The 17,217-nt window shown below is 72.7% G+C and carries 19 protein-coding genes; 3 read left to right on the plus strand and 16 right to left on the minus strand.

Translation table 11 applies throughout. The annotated features are described in order from the left end of the window. Positions 1 to 6 precede the first annotated feature (6 nt). From HNR73_RS25305 to HNR73_RS25360, 13 genes are all read right to left on the minus strand, one after another. Positions 7 to 792: a class I SAM-dependent methyltransferase gene (locus tag HNR73_RS25305; RefSeq protein ID WP_184790123.1), complete on the minus strand. Its 786-nt coding sequence runs from the start codon at positions 790 to 792 to the stop codon at positions 7 to 9. Between the two features lie 10 nt (positions 793 to 802). Beyond that, positions 803 to 1,516: an ABC transporter ATP-binding protein gene (locus tag HNR73_RS25310; RefSeq protein WP_184790124.1), complete on the minus strand. Its 714-nt coding sequence runs from the start codon at positions 1,514 to 1,516 to the stop codon at positions 803 to 805. Further along, positions 1,506 to 2,231, minus strand: a complete 726-nt coding sequence (locus HNR73_RS25315; protein ID WP_203686803.1) for an ABC transporter ATP-binding protein — start codon at positions 2,229 to 2,231, stop codon at positions 1,506 to 1,508. Before HNR73_RS25315 ends, HNR73_RS25310 begins: the two co-directional genes overlap by 11 nt. After that, positions 2,224 to 3,192, minus strand: coding sequence for a branched-chain amino acid ABC transporter permease (locus tag HNR73_RS39160; RefSeq protein WP_203686802.1), 969 nt, complete (start codon positions 3,190 to 3,192; stop codon positions 2,224 to 2,226). Before HNR73_RS39160 ends, HNR73_RS25315 begins: the two co-directional genes overlap by 8 nt. After that, entirely contained in the window at positions 3,189 to 4,052 is an 864-nt protein-coding gene (locus tag HNR73_RS39165; RefSeq protein ID WP_203686801.1) for a branched-chain amino acid ABC transporter permease, read from the minus strand. The genes HNR73_RS39160 and HNR73_RS39165 overlap by 4 nt, the downstream gene beginning before the upstream one ends. Position 4,053: 1 nt before the next feature. After that, positions 4,054 to 5,235: an ABC transporter substrate-binding protein gene (locus HNR73_RS25325; RefSeq protein WP_184790126.1), complete on the minus strand. Its 1,182-nt coding sequence runs from the start codon at positions 5,233 to 5,235 to the stop codon at positions 4,054 to 4,056. Further along, on the minus strand, positions 5,232 to 5,891 hold the full coding sequence (locus tag HNR73_RS25330) for a GTP-binding protein (protein ID WP_184790127.1): 660 nt from the start codon (positions 5,889 to 5,891) through the stop codon (positions 5,232 to 5,234). Before HNR73_RS25330 ends, HNR73_RS25325 begins: the two co-directional genes overlap by 4 nt. A gap of 9 nt (positions 5,892 to 5,900) precedes the next feature. Continuing rightward, positions 5,901 to 6,317, minus strand: a complete 417-nt coding sequence (locus tag HNR73_RS25335; RefSeq protein ID WP_184790128.1) for a roadblock/LC7 domain-containing protein — start codon at positions 6,315 to 6,317, stop codon at positions 5,901 to 5,903. Continuing rightward, positions 6,304 to 9,201: a sensor histidine kinase gene (locus tag HNR73_RS25340; RefSeq protein ID WP_184790129.1), complete on the minus strand. Its 2,898-nt coding sequence runs from the start codon at positions 9,199 to 9,201 to the stop codon at positions 6,304 to 6,306. Before HNR73_RS25340 ends, HNR73_RS25335 begins: the two co-directional genes overlap by 14 nt. 259 nt (positions 9,202 to 9,460) lie before the next feature. Beyond that, positions 9,461 to 10,744 carry an NsdA family TPR-like regulatory protein gene (locus HNR73_RS25345; protein WP_184790130.1) on the minus strand — a complete coding sequence of 428 codons (1,284 nt, stop codon included), beginning with the start codon at positions 10,742 to 10,744 and terminating at the stop codon, positions 9,461 to 9,463. 181 nt (positions 10,745 to 10,925) lie between these two features. Beyond that, positions 10,926 to 11,339 carry a PaaI family thioesterase gene (locus HNR73_RS25350; RefSeq protein ID WP_184790131.1) on the minus strand — a complete coding sequence of 138 codons (414 nt, stop codon included), beginning with the start codon at positions 11,337 to 11,339 and terminating at the stop codon, positions 10,926 to 10,928. Positions 11,340 to 11,389: 50 nt separating this feature from the next. After that, positions 11,390 to 11,794, minus strand: a complete 405-nt coding sequence (locus HNR73_RS25355; protein ID WP_203686799.1) for a winged helix-turn-helix transcriptional regulator — start codon at positions 11,792 to 11,794, stop codon at positions 11,390 to 11,392. Between the two features lie 44 nt (positions 11,795 to 11,838). Further along, positions 11,839 to 12,213 carry an NIPSNAP family protein gene (locus HNR73_RS25360; RefSeq protein ID WP_184790132.1) on the minus strand — a complete coding sequence of 125 codons (375 nt, stop codon included), beginning with the start codon at positions 12,211 to 12,213 and terminating at the stop codon, positions 11,839 to 11,841. Between the two features lie 46 nt (positions 12,214 to 12,259). Here HNR73_RS25360 and HNR73_RS25365 point away from each other — a divergent pair, with 46 nt between their 5' ends. Next, positions 12,260 to 13,168, plus strand: a complete 909-nt coding sequence (locus tag HNR73_RS25365; RefSeq protein ID WP_184790133.1) for an aminoglycoside phosphotransferase/kinase family protein — start codon at positions 12,260 to 12,262, stop codon at positions 13,166 to 13,168. A gap of 436 nt (positions 13,169 to 13,604) precedes the next feature. After that, positions 13,605 to 13,979 (plus strand): VOC family protein, encoded by a 375-nt coding sequence (locus HNR73_RS25370; protein ID WP_184790134.1) that lies wholly within the window; start codon positions 13,605 to 13,607, stop codon positions 13,977 to 13,979. Here HNR73_RS25370 and HNR73_RS25375 read toward each other — a convergent pair. Then, the gene (locus tag HNR73_RS25375; RefSeq protein WP_184790135.1) at positions 13,976 to 14,272 is read right to left on the minus strand and encodes a YciI family protein; all 297 of its coding nucleotides are present in this window, start codon (positions 14,270 to 14,272) and stop codon (positions 13,976 to 13,978) included. The genes HNR73_RS25370 and HNR73_RS25375 overlap by 4 nt on opposite strands. A 119-nt stretch (positions 14,273 to 14,391) precedes the next feature. Here HNR73_RS25375 and HNR73_RS25380 point away from each other — a divergent pair, with 119 nt between their 5' ends. Next, positions 14,392 to 14,913: a DinB family protein gene (locus tag HNR73_RS25380; RefSeq protein ID WP_184790136.1), complete on the plus strand. Its 522-nt coding sequence runs from the start codon at positions 14,392 to 14,394 to the stop codon at positions 14,911 to 14,913. Between the two features lie 40 nt (positions 14,914 to 14,953). On the opposite strand, the gene HNR73_RS25385 is transcribed toward HNR73_RS25380, so the two are convergent. Then, on the minus strand, positions 14,954 to 16,303 hold the full coding sequence (locus HNR73_RS25385; RefSeq protein WP_184790137.1) for an erythromycin esterase family protein: 1,350 nt from the start codon (positions 16,301 to 16,303) through the stop codon (positions 14,954 to 14,956). An 8-nt stretch (positions 16,304 to 16,311) separates the two neighbouring features. After that, the gene (locus tag HNR73_RS25390; protein WP_184790138.1) at positions 16,312 to 16,950 is read right to left on the minus strand and encodes a hypothetical protein; all 639 of its coding nucleotides are present in this window, start codon (positions 16,948 to 16,950) and stop codon (positions 16,312 to 16,314) included. Positions 16,951 to 17,217 lie beyond the last annotated feature (267 nt).

A 17,217-nucleotide genomic window follows, 5' to 3' on the forward strand; every position in this document is an offset into this window, starting at 1 on the left:
CTGAGATCAGGCTTTGCGGCCCGCGATCATGGTGAAACGGTACGACGGCGCGCTGAACGCCGGGTCCCCCGTCAGCGTCACGAAACGCTCCAGTTCGGCGACGGTGAAGCCGGCCCCGAGCAGCGCGTCCCACTTCTGCTCGATGTTGACCTTGTACAGCCGTGCGCCCGTCGACCCTCCGGTCCAGCTCTCGGCGTGTTCGGTGGAGTGCACGCCGGTCAGGCCGAGCCCGGTGAAGACGCCGTGCGCCTCGTGCGCCCATCCCATGTCGCCGCCGTGGGCGGCGAGGAGCGCCAGGAGCCCGTCGAGGACCTTCACGAAGAGTTCACCGTCGGTCGCGTCCGGCGCGGTGTAGACCCGCAGTGGTTGTTCGGCGAACTCACCGATGACGAGGTACCCGCCGGGGGCGAGGTGCTCGACGAGCCGGGCGACGATCTCGCGGCGGGTCGGCAGGTGCACGAGGAGGAGGCGCGCGTGGATGAGATCGAAGGGCCCGGCCGCTTCGGCGGGCAGCCCGTCGCGGACGTCGGCCCGCACGACCGTGACGCCGGGATGTTCGCGCAGCAGTCCCGGGTCGAGGTCGACGGCGGTGACGCTGCCGCCCCGGTCGGCCAGCCAGTAGGCGATCGATCCGGCGCCGGGCCCGAGTTCGAGGCAGCGCGGGGAGTCCGGCAGGTCGAGGGCGGCGAGGCGGGCCGTGGTCAACGGGTCCAGGAAACGCTGGATCGAATCGAGCTGGTGCTCGGACTGCTGCGAGGAGTTCGAGAAGGTGTAGCTGTCGGTGCGGCTCATGGCCCGCCTTTCACTCGGTGGGGGTGGCCTCGCCGTGCAGGGCGAGGGCGGCGACGATGACGCCGGGATCGGCCCGGACGGTGTCGCCGTCGGCCGATACGCCCGTCTTCCCGCCGGTCAGGACGGTGACCCGGTCGGCGGTGGACGTGGCGGAGTCCAGCGAAGGGGCCGTGACCAGCACCGCCGTGCCCTCGTCCCGCACGGAGGCGACGGTCTCGGCGATCTGCTTCGCGAGGGCCGGAACGAGCCCTTCGGTGGGTTCGTCGAGCAGGAGGACGGCCGGCTGGGCGAGCAGCGCGCGGGCGAAGGCGAGCATCTGCTGCTCGCCACCCGACAGGTGCGCGCCCCGGTGGCCACGGCGCTGGGCGAGCTGCGGGAAGAGGTCGAGGACGCGCGCGGGCGTCCACGGGCCGCTCGCCTTGACGAGTGTGAGGTGCTCGGCGACGGTCAGCGACGCGAACACCCGCCGCCCTTGTGGGACCAGCGCGAGCCCGCGCCGGGCGCGGCGGTGGGTGGGGTGGCGGGTGACGTCGTCGCCGTCGAGGAGGACGCGCCCCCCGGTGGCGGGGACGAGCCCGGCGAGGGCGTGGACGAGGGTGGTCTTCCCCGCGCCGTTGTGGCCGACGAGGGCGTGGACCTCGCCGGACGCGACGGTGATGTCGACGCCGTGGAGGACCGTGCCGCCGTGGTAGCCGGCGCGCAGGCCCGTGGTCTCAAGCCGCACCGAGGGCCCCCTGGTAGATCTCACGGACGCGCGGGTCGGCGGCGACCTCGGCGGGCGTGCCGGTCGTGACGACGGCGCCCTGGTGGAGGACGGTGACGGTGCCGGCGAAGGCGCGCACGAGTTCCTGGTGGTGTTCGACGAGCAGGACGGCGACCTCGGCGCCGATCGTGCCGAGCGCGGTCAGGAGGAGGCCGACGTCGTCGTCGGTGAGCCCGGCGGCGGGTTCGTCGAGGAGGAGCAGTCGCGGGGACGCGGCGAGGGCGACGGCGAGTTCGAGGAGGCGTCTTCGGCCGTGGGAGAGCGCGGCCGCCGGGGTGGCGGCGTCGTCGGCGAGGCCGAGGGCGTCGAGGCGGGCGAGGTGGGGCGCGTGATCCCGGCGCAGCCAGCGTGCACGGAAGGTCTGGGCGGGCCAGGCGGCGAGGGCGACGTTGGTGAGGCAGTCGGCCGAGCCGATGAGCGCGGGCGTCTGGAAGGTGCGGCCGACGCCGAGGCGTGCCCGCCGGGCGGGTCCGTGCCGGGTGACATCGCGTCCGGCGAGCAGGACGCGGCCCGCGGTGGGGCGCAGGTTTCCCGCCGCGAGGTGCAGGAGGGTGGACTTGCCCGCGCCGTTCGGGCCGATCAGGGCGTGCCGGGCTCCGGCGTGGACGGTGAGGTCGACGTCGTCGACGGCCTTCAGCGCGCCGTAGGCGCGGCCGGTCCCGCGCAGTTCAAGCACCGGCTTCCCCATTGTGCAGGCCGAGGCGGGCCGCGACGCCGGACAGGCCGCCGGGCAGGAGGTACACCGCCGCGATGAACAGGACCCCGAGCAGGAGCGGCGCCTCGCCGGGGAGTTTCGGCGCGATCGTGTCGCGGACCGCCACGACCGCCGCGACGCCCGCGAGCGCTCCGGGGATGGAGGCGGCGCCGCCGATCACGACGGCGAGCAGGACGAGCGCGGCGACCTCGAAGCCGACGTTGCTGGGCGAGACCGTCCGCTGGGAGGAGACGAGCAGCGCGCCGCCCGCGCCCGCGATGGCGCCCGCGCCGGTGAATGTCCACAGGAGGGTCAGGGAGACGCGGTGGCCGGAGGCGCGCATGCGCGCCTCGTTGTCGCGGCAGCCGCGGATGAGCGTCCCGGCGGGCGAACGCAGGACGAGCATGGTCACCGCGAGGACGGCGAGGGCGGCGACGACGGTGTAGGTGTAGACGTCGGGGACCTTGACGAGGTTCTCGCCACCGGGGAGGGCGGGTGTGGCGGGGACGCGCGGCATGCCGTCGGTGCCGCCGGTCAGGGAAGTCCATTGACCTGCGGTGATGGCGGTGAGTTCGCCGATGGCGAGGGTGACCATGAGGCAGATGACGCCACGGGTCTGGACGACGGCGGCGCCGGTGGCGAGGGAGAAGACCGCGGCGGCCGCGGCGGCGCCGAGGAGCTGAACGAGGCCGGGCAGTGCGAGGTGCGCCAGGTGCGCGGCGGTGTAGGCGCCGACGGCGTAGGGCGCGATCTGGCCGAGGGTCGGCAGGCCGGCGACACCGGTCATGAGCGCGGTCGAGGCGGCGAGGAGCCCGAGCCCGGCGACGCGCGAGACGGTGATGAGGGTGTAGTTGTCGGCGACGGTGGGAAGCAGGAGCAGGGCGGCGACGGCGACCACCGCCGCGGCGATGCCCAGGGGCGTGCGGAGGCGGGTGGGGATCACGCCGTCACCCCTCTCCCCCGCCACCCGCGCACGAGCAGCGCCACCGCCATCGCCGCGAACAGCAGGTACGGCGACACCGACGGCAGCAGCACGACGCCCAGGCTCTGCACCTGCCCGACCGCGATCGCGGCGAGGAAGGCCCCGCCGATCGAGCCGAGCCCGCCCACGACGACCACGATCAGCGACAGCAGCAGCGTCTGCGGCGCCGTGCTCGGTCCCGGCCCGAGGATGGGCGCGCCCAGGGCGCCGGCGACGCCCGCGAGGGCACCGCCGACCGCCAGGACCGCGGCGAGCACCACGCGCGGGTCGACGCCCAGCGCGGCGACCATGTCGCGGTCGTCGACGACGGCCCGCACACGCGCGCCGACCCGCGTTCGCGTGATGACGAGCCACCCGGCCACCGCCAGGACGGCGGCGACCGCGATGAACAGCAGCCGGTACGTCGGGAACCGGTGCCCGGCGAGGTCCACCGACCCGTCGAGGGCGGCGGGCAGCACCGGCCGCAGCTCGTCGGCACCGAAGGCCTTCTCCAGCAGCGCTCCCCCGGCGAGGGCGATGCCGAAGGTCAGCAGCGCCTGCGTGAGGTGCCCGCGACCGGACAGGGGTGTCAGCGCCGCCCACAGGACCGCGCCCGACACCAGCCCGGCCGCGGCCCCGGCGAGCACGCCGAGGCCCAGTCCGGCCCAGGTGCCGTCCGACACCGAGACCGCGACGTATCCCCCGGCCACGTAAACCGTTCCGTGGGCGAGGTTGAGGACGTCGGCGACCCCGAAGATCAAGGTGAGCCCGGCCGCGACGGTGAACAGCAGCAGCCCGTAGGCCAGCCCGTTCACGGCCGGGATCAGATAAGCGTCGATCACGTCAGTTGCCGACGGTCGCCAGGTCCTCGATCAGCATGTTCGACAACATCTCGCCGTCCTTGGCGACCTGCCGGAGGTACCAGCGCTGGATCGGCGAGTGCGTCGTCGGGTTGAACTGCCAGGTCCCGCGCGGGCTGTCGATCACGCCGAGACCGCTGATGGCGTCGTTGATGGCCGCGGAGGTGACCTCCTGGTCCTCGGGGATCGTGGCGATGGCCCGGTCGAGGACGGCGGCGGCGTCGTATGAGGCCATCGCGAAGGTCGTGGGCTGGCGCGGGAACTTCGCGCTCCACTCGGCGACGAAGGTCCGGTTGGCGGGGTTGTCGAGGTCGGGGCTGTAGTTGAGGACGTTGCGGATGCCCTCGGCGGCGTCGCCCTGGGCGGCCAGGACCGCGCCCTCGGTGAGGAACGCGCCGTACAGCGGGATGTCGGCGGCGTCGGACTGGGCGTACTGCTTGACGAAGTCGACGGCGGCCTTACCGGCGTAGAAGCAGTAGACGGCCTTGGCGCCGGTCATCGCGATCTCGTTGAGGTAGGGCAGGAAGTCGGTGGTCTGCGGGAAGGGCGTCCACTTCGTCTCGCCGTCGGGGTTGGCCAGGACCCCGCCGAGTTGCGTGTAGGTGTCGACGAAGCCGCGCAGCTCGTCGTGCCCGCCCTGGTAGTCGGGGCCGATGGCGTAGACGGGGCCGTCGACGTTGTCCTTCACGTAGGGCGCGATGGCGATGCCGGGCTCGTCGGAGATGTAGCTGGTGTGCCACAGCCAGGAGTTGTCGGGGAGGTCCGGGCGGCCGTTGGCGCCGACGAGGGGCAGCTCGTTCTCCTGCGCCAGGGCGGCGATGGCCGCGTAGGAGCCGCCGCCGACGATCCCGGCGAGGGCGTCGACCTCGTCCTGCTGCACGAGGCGTTCGGCAGCGGGCGTGGCCGTCGCGGGCCCGTCGCCCTCGTCGGCGACGCGCAGGTCCACGGTGCGCCCGCCGAACTTCCCGCCGTGGGTGTCGAGGTAGAGCTGGAAACCGTCGCGCATGTCCTCGCCGACGGTCTGGTAGGTGCCCGACAGGGACGCGACGAAGCCGATCGTGACATCGCCGGATCCGCCCTCGTCACCGCCGGTGCAGGCGGTGGCCGTCACGCCGACAAGGGCGGCTGTCGTGACGGCCACGAGGGTTCTCACGCGGGTTCTCATGGGTGCTCCCGGGAAGTGGGGGGTGTGAGGGGATGACCGCACCTGAAGTCGCGGGGGTGCGGCGGAACGGAAGCGGTGGCGGTCCGGGACCCGGACCTGAAGTGCGCCAGCGTGGAGGCGAGCGCGCGCAGTGCCGCCGGGCGGACGCGCGCGTCGCAGGACAGGACACGCACGGCGGGGGTGACGCCCAGGTCGCTGCGGACGCGCCGGGGTGGGGGCACGGGCGCGTCGTCGAAGCGGTTCACCAACACCACGAAGGGAAGCCCGCGCCGGGTGAGGTAGGCCCGCGCGGGGGCGCTGTCGGCGATCCGGCGCGGGTCGGCCACGAGGACCGCCCCGCCCGCGCCGTGGGCGAGGCGGTCCCACATGAAGCGGAACCGCGGCTGCCCGGGGGTCCCGAACAGGTACACGTACTCGTTGTCGACGGTGATGCGCCCGAAGTCCATGGCGACCGTCGTCCCCCGTGTCGGCGACGCCGACACGGCCGCCTCGGCGGCGACCGTGCCCACGTCGGAGACGGTGTTGATGAGCGTCGACTTACCGGTGGCGGGACCGCCCACCACGACGAGCTTGCCGACGGAGGCGGGCGTCTTCACCCGTCCCCGGCCGCACAACCGGTGCAGGGCAGCACCACGGCCGCTCACGCGGGAGGCCATCTCCGCACCTCAGGGGGTCGGCGCGGACTGGTGCGGGAGGAGCGTCGGCCGGGCGCCCGGGGTGAGGGCGGGGCCGACCTGGTTGATGAGCTTGGTCAGTTCGTGCCCGACCTGGCCCAGGTCACCGTCTCTGCTGATGAGCGCGACGAGGCAGGCGCCGCTGGACACCGACATGGTCGACAGGTAACCGCCGTCCATCTCGGTGAGGTTGGAGATCACCCGTCCGGCCTGGAGGGATTTGGAGGCGCTGTGCAGAAGACTGACCAGGCCGGAGGCGACCGCGGCGAGTCGGTCGGCGTCGTCCTCGCCGAGGGCGTTGTTGCGCGCGATGAGGAGGCCGTCGGCGGACACCGCGAGCGTGTGCGTCACGTCGGGCACGCGCGCGACGAAGTCGTTGAGCAGGAAATCCAGGTCAAGCTCGGTCACTGTCTGGCTCTCGATCGGTCGTTGTCATGGACATGGTCTTTTTGTCGGTTGACGTGCCCCGGGCGTAGGCGGCGAAGGTCGCCCCGACGGAGTCGGGGTCCCGGTAGTCGCTCTGCTGCGGGGTGGGCACCGTCGTCGCGCCCTGGTCGTCGGGCAGACCACCGGGCACCAGGTGCGCCATGGGCGCACGGCGGGGAAGTTCGGAGACCGACGGGGTGAGCAGCGCGCTGGCCGCCTGACTGATGTCGGTCCAGCCGTCCTCGGCGGGTTGCCGCTGCTGAGGGACGGGCGAGATCATGGGGAGCGCGACGGTCTCCTGGTCGGTGAGCGTCGTGGTTCCCGGCGTCCGCCCCTGGTCGGGGTCGGACGCGGTCACGGGTTCGGGGGTCTCCTCCGGCGCCGCTTCGGGGCGGTCGCGTTTCGGCAGTCCCCCGGAAGCGGGCTCGGGGTCGGCGGCGCGAACCGGCGGCTCGGGCGTCGCCGGTTTGTCGAACAGGCCGCCGCTCATCGGGGCCGTGTCCTCCGCCGCCGCCGAACGCGCGTTGAAGAAGCCCTGCGCGGGTGAGGCCGACGGGCTGTCGGCGTCGTCGCGGGTGACGGCCGGTGCCCCGAAGAGTCCTCCCGTGGACAGGATCCCGGTGGCCTCGGCGGGCGCGACCTCGGTGACCTCCGGCTCGGTCTCGGTGACCGGCTGGGGCCTGGGATGCGGGTGCGGGCTGGGGCGGCGGGTCGGCAGCGGGGGCCCGTCGATGCGCTGTGTCGGCGCGCCCAGGGGCGCGGAGTAGCCGTCGGCGCGTTCCTCGACGGCCGGTGCCGCGGGTTCCTCTTCGCGCCACGCGCTGAAGGCCCGCGTCGGCTCGGCGACGGGCTCCACGGCGGGGATCGGGACCTCGACGGTGTCGACGCTCGTCGGTTCGTTGCGCTCGCCGGGGCTTCCCGTCCCGGAGAACAGCAGCGTCGGGACGGGCGTCTCGTCGGTCTCGACCTCGGCGGTGGTCTCCGCCTCGTCGGGCACGTCGCGCTCGCTGCGCTGGAACAGCGGCGCCGGCGCCGAGGAGTCCTGCTGCTCGCGCGGCTGCTCCTTCGACAGCATCGACGCCGGCACGGTCACCTCGGCGATCGTGCCCTTCGGCTCGTTGGCGCGCAGCTCCACGGTGATGCCGTGGCGCAGCGCGATCGTGCCGACCACGGTCATGCCCATGCTGTGCAGGGCGTCGAGGTCCAGGCGCGGGTAGGCGAGGCGGCCGTTGAGCGTCTCGCGCTGGGGCGGGTCGATGCCGATGCCGTCGTCGCTGATCTGGATGATCGTGCGGTCGGCGAGGCCGCTGGCCGAGACCGTGACGTGCTGGGAGAAGCGGGTGGCGTTGTCGACGAGCTCGGCGAGCAGGATGACCATCTCGTCGACGAGTTTCGCCTTGACCGCCACGCCTTCGGCGAGGCCCGCGAAGTGGACGCGCGTGTAGTGCTCGACCTGGCCCTGCGCGGCCTTGAGGACGTCGGCGACGGGTTCGTCGCGGACACGGGCCTGCGCGGGCGAGGAACCACCGAGGACGAGGAGGCTGTTGTTGCGGCGGGACAGCAGCGTGACCATGTGGTCGAAGGCGAACAGCCGCTCCAGCCACTCCGGGTTCTCCTCGCGGCTCTCGGCCTCGTCGAGGGCCTTGGTGAGGCGGCCGGTGAGGGAGTTCCCGCGACGGGCGAGTTCGACGAACATGCGCGCGATGTGCAGTCGCAGCACGGCCTGTTCGGCGGCGACCCGCACGGCCTCGGTGTGCACGGCGTTGAACGCGCGGGCGACCTCGGCGAGTTCGTCGGAGCCCTTCGCGGGGAGCAGCGCGGTCTGGTCGGCGGCGAACTGGTCGGGGGTGCGGTCGCCGAGGGAGTCGCCGTCGTTGAGCTTGGCGACGGCGTCGGGGAGGTCGACGGCGGCGACGCGGTGGGCGGCGTCGCGCAGGCGGCGCAGGCCGCGCACGACCGGACGGCCGAGGCGCACGGCGAGCCACAGCGCGAGGGCGACGGTGACGAGCACGGCACCGGCCTGAAGCCCGGCCCAGAGGCGCTGGGCGTCGCGCAGTTCGGTGACCTCGTCGATGACGTCCTTGTCGACGAGGTCCTGGATGAGGTGGAGGTGCGCGAGGCGGGCGTTCATGGCCTGCGACCAGTACACCGGCTGCGTCACGAGGCGCTGGCCGGGTTTGGTGCGGGCGACGTCGTCTTCGGCGATCTGAGCCTGGACGGCCTCCATGCCCGACATGGACTGCTCGACCCAGCCGCGCCATTCGGCGGTGGCGAGGTCGTTGAACTCCCGCATGGCGGCGATGTAGCCGCTGTGGTCGGCGGTGATCTCCTGCTGGGCGGCGGGGAGGAGGCGGCCGCGGTCGAGGGCGCGCTGCACGGTGGTGCGTTCGGCACCGGCGTACTCGGCGGCGTTGGCGAGGGCCGCGGCGGCGCGGATCTGGTCGGCGACCTCGCCTTCGGCGCCGCCGACCTGCGCGATGGACTCGCGGAAGGTGACGAGGTCGCCGATGATGATCTGGTAGCGGAACGCCGTAGCCGAGGCGGCGACGGTACCGGCGACGACCTGCTCGCGCAGCGTGGGCAGCTGGTCGAGCTGACGTTCGACGCGGTCGAGGAGAGCGGTGATGTCGGCGGGCGTCTCGGTCACCGTGGCACGTTCGCCGAGGTAGGACGTGGCGGCCTCGTCGGTCATCTTGGTGTCGGCGAGGAAGATGTCACCGGCGCTGGCCTGTGAGCCCAGGAGGGCCTCGACGGCCGAGGAGCGCTCCGCCTGCAACAGGTGCGACAGGTTCCCGACCGACGAGCTCAGCACGACCAGCGAGCGCAGGCGCCCGGCCTCGATGGCGTCGCCGGCGGTGGTGGCCACGGCCAGTGCGGCGAACGCGATGGCGGTGATGAGTGGGACGGTGACGAGAACGCCGACCTTCCGCGTGATCTTCAGCGGTTCCTCCTACGAAGCTTTGATCACCGACGCCCCCGACCGCGTGCGAAAATCACGCGCTCTTCAGGGTCGCCTCTGGTGCACGTACGCGACATGACATGGGGCTGTCATTTCCGGGCGGGCGCCTGCCTTCTGGGGGTGGAACGCAACTGCGGGCACGGTCGTCGCGTGTAAGCTGCCCGGTTCATCGCGCGCCCGTCCGAGGCAGCGCTCCGGCGGTGAACTCGTCGATGGCGGCGCGAACGTCGAAGGCGGTGGCGCTGTTCTTGAAGCGCGGCACCGAGAGCCGGCTGCGGATCGCGCCGAGTCGCGAGGTGAGACGGGCGGTGCGGCGGGCGGGGTCGAGGTCGAGGGCGGGGTTGAGGGCGCCGGGTACGGCGTCGAGTTCGCCCTGGAGGACGCGGGCGGCGGCCAGGTCCATGCCGGCGCCGTAGCGGATCCCGAAGCGGCGCTGGCCTTCCGGGGTGCGTTCGTAGAGGTCGATGGCCTGCTGGGCGCCACGGGCGGCGGCGTCGCCGTCGCCGAGGGCGAGGTGGACCGCGGCGGTGCACATCGCCAGGCGGGCGGGGGTGAAGCCGAACTCGCCGCCGAGTTCCTGGGCGAGGAGGTCGGTGCCGACGGCGGCGTTGGCGGCATGGACGGCGCCGACGGCTTCGCGTCCGGAACCGATGAGGGCGTAGGCGCGGGCGGCGATGCCGTGCAGGCGGCGGGCGGTGTCGCCGGTGGCGTGGCGCAGTCCGGCGTCGACGTGGTCGAGGGCCTCTCGCGGACGCCTGCCCCAGAAGGCGATGGTGGCGCGGGTGCCGCGGACCCAGGACTTGAGGCCGTCGTGGTCGGCGAGTTCGGCGTAGGTCCAGGCGGCGCGGGCGTGGTCGTCGGCGGCGTCGGCGTGCCCGAGGTCGAAGCTGGTGGTGGCGGCGAGGCCGCAGACCTGGCCGCTGACGGCGAGGAGTTCGGCGACGTGGCGGGGGCGGCGGGTGGTGGCGAGGGCGCGGTAGGCGAGGTCGCGGGTGCGCAGGAGGCGCGGGAGGAGGAGCACGGGGGCGAGGTGGGCGTAGTCGCGGGCGTGGCGGCGGACCTCGGCGCGGAGCTGCTCGATGAGGGTGGCGGGGATCTCGGCGGTGGCGAAGGAGAGGGCGTGGTCGCGGGAGGCGTCACCGGCGGCCTGTTCGGCGACGGGCGGTGAGGACGGCGGCTCGGGTTCGCCGGCGATGTCGCCGGGCGGGCCGAGGAGGACGTCGACGGGGAGGCCGAAGAGGCCGCGCATCGCCTCGGCGGTCATCGGGCGCGTACTGGTCGACTCGGCGGCGAGGTAGCGGTCGAACTGGCGCAGGCCGAGGGTGAAACCGTGGAGGCCGAGTTCCCTGGCCTTGCGGTGCAGGAGCTGTAGTGCCCGTTCTCTCCCCCAGGACCGGGCCCGCAGCTCCGCTTCGAGGCGTGTCCGCGGCGTCGTCGGATGATTCGACACGGGGGCCTTTGTCCAATCTGGAGCGAGTTGCGCGTGTCGCCAGATGGTAGCCGGTTGTGCCGTCGCACCGGATCTCCGGTCGCCGCATTACTTACCCGGTAAGGGTAAGGAGTCTTGACGCTTTGGCGGCGTACGGTTCGCCCGCCGCCGCCGGAGCGACTCCGTTTCGGTGCGCCGAGCCTCAACCGAGGAGCGCGTACACGGTGGACGCCTGCGCGACCTGGGTACTCGTGTCGGCGAGGGTCACGTCGATGTCGACGAACGCCATGCTGCGGCCCAGTTTCCCGATGCGGGCGGTGAAGAGGCTGTCGGCGTCGACGACGGGACGGCGGAAGGTCACCGACTGCTGCACGGTCGTCATGGGCCGGTAGCCGCCGGACGCGGCCGAGACGGCGATGACGGTCGCGGTGTCGGCGGCGGCCATGATGGCCTGGCCCGACAGCGCGCCGCCTTCCCTTGCCAGCTTTGCCGACCAGGGCAGTCGCAGGACCGCGCGGGTGCTGTCGACGGCGGCGACGGTGAGGCCGAGATCGAGCACCCAGGGGGCGAAGTTGCCGGCCAGGATCGCGCCGGCCTCGTCAACGGTGAGGGTCATGGGGACATCATGGCCGACCGTCCACGGTGGACGGGATTGCGACACTCCGCTTACGCCACCGCGATCGCGGCCTCGGCGTCGTAGCGGACCCGCGCCTCGGCGATCTCGGCGCCGTGCCGTTCGGCCCAGGTCGTGAGCATGACCAGCGAGGCGTAGAGTTCGCGCGCCATGGGCGTCGTCTCGTACTCGACCTTGGGCGGCACGGTCGGGTAGACGACGCGGGTGAGCAGGCCGTCGCGTTCCAGGTTGCGCAGGTTCAAGGTGAGCATCCGGCGGCTGATGCCCTCGACGCGGCGCTCCAGTTCGGTGAAGCGCACCGGGCCGTTGCTCGCCTCGACGATGATGCTGATGCTCCACTTGCCGCCGACGCGGTCGAGCACCTCGCGGACGGTGCACGCCTCGGGCTGCTGCTTGCCGGCGGCGCTTCGGCACATGTCCGGGGTCTCGGGGTCCATCGGCCCATGGTCACACATGGTGGCCGCTGGAACAAACAGTCGCCTCAGGAGTCACCGTGCGCCCGGGCCTCCCCGTCGGCGTCCTCCTCGGCCCGACAGCCGGTCCCGCCCAGCACGCCCCCGTCGAGGACGATCGTGTGGTAACTCTCGATGCAGGCCAGGACCGCCGCACGCGGGCCGTTCCGCCAGGTCTCGCCGCCGTAGAAGGCGTCCTCCAGCGCGTCGCGCTCCTCGACGGAGGCGAAGGCGCGGATCAGGTAGGCCTCCTCGTGCCCGTTTTCGGCCACAAGGGACAGTCCACTGTCGACGACCCGGATGCCCGCGTCGGCCAGCAGCGGCCGCGCCTCCTCGGCCATGAGGCGGGCGAACTCCGGTCCGGTACCGGGCTTGAGGCGGTAGGTGCGGATTTCGACGATCATGTGCGCTCCTGGGTTGCGTTGAGGTGAACGCCGGTAACCTGACCGGATGAGTGGATCCACCGACCCCGACCGCACCGCCCGCGCCCTCGCCGCCGCCGTCGGGGCGGGCCGCGACCTGGGGCTGGACGTCGCCGAGCCGGTCGTGCTGCACGACATCTTCTCCGTCGTGGTCCACCTGGCGCCATCCCCCGTCGTGGTCCGCGTCCCCACCGTCCTTCCACGCGGCACGACACCGGAAGGTCAAGCGCTGCAACAGAAGCGCGAACTCGACGTGCTCGCCTGGCTGCGCGCGAAAGGGCACCCCGTCGCCGGCCCCAGCCCACTCGTCCCGGCCGAACCGGTGGCCCACGACGGCTTCTCGATGACCTTCTGGGAATGGGTCGACCACCGCCCGCCCGCCGAACAGGACTGGAACGCCCACGCCGACCGCGTCGCCGATCTCCACCTGGCCATGCGCGACTACCCCGGCGAACTCGGTTTCCTCACCTTCCTCGGCGACGTCCCGGCCGGCTTCGACTTCCTCCGCGACCACCCCGAGCTCCTCCACCCCGACGACCTGGCCCGCGCTCTCGACGAATGGGACGAGCTCGCGCCGATCCTCACCCCCGAGGGCTTCGCCGCGGAGTTCCCCCACGTCCCGATCCAGCCCGTCCACGGCGACGCCCCCAGCTACAACGCCATGGAGACACCGGAAGGCGTCGTCGACGCCGACTTCGAACTGGTCTGCCGCGGCCCCATCGAACTCGACCTCGCCCACCTGTCTCCCGAAGCCGTCGCCGCCTACACCACCCGCGCGGCAGAACTGGGGATGCGGGCACCCGACGAGCGCGTGCTCACCGCGATGAACTCCGCGCGGATGCTGCTGCTCATTTCCGTGCTGTCGCTGGTGCCGCGACTGCCGATTCTCGCCGACGGCCTCAAGGACTTCATCGAACAGTGGCGGGCGCGGGGTTAGCCCGCGGCCGGTCCCGGTGTCTCCACGGCCGGCGTATCGGGAACGGGTTCGGTCACCGAGTCGATGAACGAACCCCGGCCCCGTCCGCGCTCGGGACCGACCGGTCGCGTCAGTGCGACCCGCAGTTCCCCTGCCACGTCGGGCGCACGTCGCGAAGCAGCCCGGCGGCGACCGAGCCGCGCCCGTGGGCCACGAACGCCTCGACCCGAAGGCCGGCGGCGGCATGCCGTACGAGCCGGCGCACCCGTGGCAGGTGACCGAGCCCGCGCGCAGGTCGGCCGTGATCGCCGGTGTTCCCATCGCTTTCGGGAGCCGGATGGCGCGCTGCTGTCTTGACCTCGACGAGCGCGGTCCAGCGCCGTCCGGACGAAACCGCAGGTGGGGGCCGTCCGCTCGGGCATACCCTCAGGGATGAACCGACACCGAGGAGCCCACCATGATCACCGGCGCCCACGTCATCGTCCACAGCACCGACGCCGAGGCCGATCGCGCGTTCCTGCGCGACGTCCTGCGCTTCCCGCACGTCGACGCCGGGGGCGGGTGGCTGATCTTCGCCCTGCCGCCGGGCGAGGTGGCGGTGCATCCGGCGGAGGGCGCCTCGCACGAGCTCTTCCTCATGTGCGACGACGTGGAGGCGACCGTCACCGACCTCACCGCCAAGGGCGTCGCCTTCACCGGACCGGTCACCGACCAGGGGTGGGGCCTCCTCACCGGCATCCGGCTGCCCGGGGGCGGCGAGGTCGGGCTGTACCAACCGCGGCATCCGGTCCCCCACAACGATCCCGGCCGCGGCGCCGGGCCCTGGCACTAGCCCGTCGGCTCCAGCAGGCCCTCCAGCCCCTCGGCCGCCATCAGCGGGGTGAACGCGACGACTTCGTGCGCGGCCACGCCGTTGACGACGTAGGGATCGGTGGCCAGCAGTCCTTCGAGCGCGTCGGCGGGCATGTCCGGCGCGAGGTAGACGCCGCCGGTCAGGGGAACCCGTCTTCCCGCGAGGAGCAGCAGCCGCCGGCCGAGGAGTTCGCGCAGCCAGTCACCGTGCGCGGGACGCCAGGCGTCGACCTCGCCGAGGGGCGCCGTGTAGGTCACCTTCACCAGGAACATGCCCGCACCGTAGCCGGTCGGCGCCCAAGTGCGGGGCGGCGCCGACGGGGAACAACCCACGCACTGGCCATGGTGGACGGTACATAGTGGATGGGACACTTTCCGGCCATGATGGGCCGATGACCGCTTGGACCGCTCCACCGGTAGTCCGCGTTGACGAGCCCTTCGTCGGTGGGGAACGCGCGATGCTCGACGGCTTCCTCGACTGGCAGCGCGCCTCACTACTGCTCAAGTGCACGGGCCTGACGGGCCGGCGGCTCGCCGAGAAGGCCTGTCCGCCTTCGGATCTGTCACTACTGGGGCTCGTGCGGCATGTGACCGACGTCGAGCGGACCTGGTTCGTGCGCCGCTTCGGTGGCCGGGAGTGCCCGAGCGTGTACTGGCGGGAGGAGCACCCTTCCGCCGCCTTCGACGAGGCCGACCCGGCGCACGCCGAAGCCGAGCTCGCGCGGCTGTCGGCCGAGCAGGACTCGGCGCGCGAGGCGGTCCGCGGGCTGTCGCTCGACGCGGTCTTCGTCAGCGACACATGGGGCGAGATGTCGCTGCGATGGTGCTACAGCCACATGATCGCCGAGTACGCCAGGCACTGCGGCCACGCCGACCTGCTCCGGCAACGCATCGACGGCACGACCGGCGCCTGAAAGACCGGGATCCACCGCCCCACAGCGGATCCCGGTCGCATCAGCTCGCCGCCGGCACGTACGCCGCGGTCCGGCAGATCACCATCAGCGCCTCGAAACCCGCCGACAGCCGCGCCGCCTTGAGCGTGTACTCGGCGTCACGTTCGGGGTAGTACGCCGAGTTCACACCGCGGAACTCGACGGGCGAGTCGAGCCAGACCGCGACCGGGCCGGACGCGGGGGAACGCAGGTCGACGAGGTAGTTCGGGCGCGTGGCGCGGCTCAGGATCTCGTCGGTGGTGCCCTCGCGGGGTGCGGGGATCGCGTACGGGCGCGGGGATCCCGTTTCCCAGCCGACGTAGAGCTCGCCGTGGTCGAAGACGACGCCGATCGAGACGTAGCCGCGGCCGTGCCGGGCGCGCAGGTGCGCGCCGGTGCCCGCGTGGCTCACCGTCGGGCGCGGCGGGATCGTATAGGTGACCTCGGGGAAGGTCGCCGTGTGGACGTTCGCTCCCCAGTAGACGGCTTTGCCGCCGGTCAGGCCGAGCCACCGGTCGATCGAGTCGGCCATGAACGTGTCACGCATGGCCCGGTCGCCCGTGGAGTAGTACTCGTAGAAGCCCTGGACGACGCGCGCGTGCTGGCGTGCGACGTGGCCGTCCACAGTGGATTGTTCGGGGAGGGCCATGACGAGGTCGTGGGCCGCGCGGGCGTGTGCGAGGACGGCCGCCTTCTCCTCGGCGGGCAGCTCCAGGAACCATTTGACCTGGCCGCTGCCCACACCGTGCATCCCGGCCGGCCCGAGGTGACTCTCCAGCTCCGCCAGGGAATCCGGCGCGACTTCGGTGACGTACGCGGTCAGCTCGTCGAAGTTCAGCTGCCGCAACTGGACCAGGTCGGTGCCGAGGAAGCGCACGCGCTCGTCGTCGGGCAGGTGGCGGTTGAAGGCGCGCAGCCAGACCAGCAGCGACGCCATCGACTCGCTGGCCCACGGGGCACCGGCCTCGGCGGCGATCGCGCGGGCGTCTCCGGGGCCGCCGGCGATGTAGGCGTCCATCACCCGGCCGTTGCCGAAGGTCTCCTCGAAGGCGATGGTGCGGAAACCCATGCGCTCCACCAGGAAGCGCAGGGCCCGGTGCCGCAGGGTGAAGAGTTCGCGGCCGCCGTGCGAGGGCTCGCCGAGCCCCACGATCGTCGCGGCGCCGACGATCCCGCGCAGCGCGCGCAGGTCGTCGAGTTCACCCCCGGCGTCGAGACGGGACAAGGGGACGGCATGGCGGTCGAGCCAGGCGGCGATGGGATCGCGCCCGGAGGCGGAGGCGGCGGACGGGATGAGGGCGGCGCCGCTCGCGGCGGCCACGGCGGCGGCGAGCCCGAGCAGGTGTCGGCGGTCGAGACGTGGGTCGGACATGGTGACTCCTAGGCGTTTCGTGAGCGGCGGACGAGGAAGGGCACGGCCAGCAGGATCCACAGGAAGCTGCCGTAGCGGCCGAGCGGAATGGCGGCGCTGGCGTAGAAGACGGCGATCGAGACGACCGACAGGGAGGCCATGGCGCCGAGGACGGCTCCGGCGACGCCGAGCCAGCCCGGGAGCAGGCCCGCCCGGCGGGCGCCGAGGCCGAGTCCGATGAGCAGCGGCGCGAACCAGAGCGCGTGCCCGGGCCCGCCGGTGAGGAAGCCGAGCCACTGGAGGGCCGGAAGCAGGCTCTCCTCGGCGATCACGGCGTCCTGTGCCATGACGGCCGTGACGGCGGCCGAGACGGTGGTCGTCGCGGCGGCGAGCACGCCGCCGGCGACGGCGAGCTGCCGGAAGGGAGCGGTCAGCCGGCTGGCGGTGAGGACGACGAAGAAGAGTAAGGCGAGAACGGACGCGGTCTGGAGGGTGGCCTGGAGTTTGAGGGCACCGCCGTTGCCGCGGAGGTACTCGGCGATCTCGGCGCCGGTCCCTTCGCCGGGCAGCGGTCCCGTGCCGGAGGTGAGGTAGGTGCTCGCGGTGAACAGCGCGACGACCGCGACTCCCGCGAGGGCGCCGTAGCGCTGGAACTTGGTGTCGGTCATGCCCGGAATGCTTCCGGCGCAGGCAGGTGTCGGCGTACAGCCGCGAGCTGCTCTCGTTCTACCGCAACGGGCGTAGGCGCCGCCGTCCAGAAGGGCCGGTCGACGCCCGGTGCGGCATGATCGCCGCTCTTGCGGTGCTCCAGGGGATCCGGCGAGGGCGATGCCGTACTCCGCCGGGGTTGGGGAGGCCGCCCGGCGGAGTAGACGGGGGTCGGGGGGAACCCCGAGGTGTCGCCCGTAGGCGAGCCCGGCGCCCCCGCCAACCAC

The organism is Phytomonospora endophytica, from assembly GCF_014202425.1.
In the GTDB taxonomy this organism is placed as follows: domain Bacteria; phylum Actinomycetota; class Actinomycetes; order Mycobacteriales; family Micromonosporaceae; genus Phytomonospora; species Phytomonospora endophytica.

What these genes read in the sequence shown, in the direction of transcription:
- HNR73_RS25365 (WP_184790133.1), top strand. Translation starts at nt 12,260, where the DNA reads ATGAGTGGATCCACCGACCCCGACCGCACCGCCCGCGCCCTCGCCGCC.
- HNR73_RS25375 (WP_184790135.1), bottom strand. Translation starts at nt 14,272, where the DNA reads ATGTTCCTGGTGAAGGTGACCTACACGGCGCCCCTCGGCGAGGTCGAC.
- HNR73_RS25360 (WP_184790132.1), bottom strand. Translation starts at nt 12,213, where the DNA reads ATGATCGTCGAAATCCGCACCTACCGCCTCAAGCCCGGTACCGGACCG.
- HNR73_RS25385 (WP_184790137.1), bottom strand. Translation starts at nt 16,303, where the DNA reads ATGTCCGACCCACGTCTCGACCGCCGACACCTGCTCGGGCTCGCCGCC.
- HNR73_RS25355 (WP_203686799.1), bottom strand. Translation starts at nt 11,794, where the DNA reads ATGGACCCCGAGACCCCGGACATGTGCCGAAGCGCCGCCGGCAAGCAG.
- HNR73_RS25325 (WP_184790126.1), bottom strand. Translation starts at nt 5,235, where the DNA reads ATGAGAACCCGCGTGAGAACCCTCGTGGCCGTCACGACAGCCGCCCTT.
- HNR73_RS25390 (WP_184790138.1), bottom strand. Translation starts at nt 16,950, where the DNA reads ATGACCGACACCAAGTTCCAGCGCTACGGCGCCCTCGCGGGAGTCGCG.
- HNR73_RS25330 (WP_184790127.1), bottom strand. Translation starts at nt 5,891, where the DNA reads ATGGCCTCCCGCGTGAGCGGCCGTGGTGCTGCCCTGCACCGGTTGTGC.
- HNR73_RS25380 (WP_184790136.1), top strand. Translation starts at nt 14,392, where the DNA reads ATGACCGCTTGGACCGCTCCACCGGTAGTCCGCGTTGACGAGCCCTTC.
- HNR73_RS25350 (WP_184790131.1), bottom strand. Translation starts at nt 11,339, where the DNA reads ATGACCCTCACCGTTGACGAGGCCGGCGCGATCCTGGCCGGCAACTTC.
- HNR73_RS25305 (WP_184790123.1), bottom strand. Translation starts at nt 792, where the DNA reads ATGAGCCGCACCGACAGCTACACCTTCTCGAACTCCTCGCAGCAGTCC.
- HNR73_RS25370 (WP_184790134.1), top strand. Translation starts at nt 13,605, where the DNA reads ATGATCACCGGCGCCCACGTCATCGTCCACAGCACCGACGCCGAGGCC.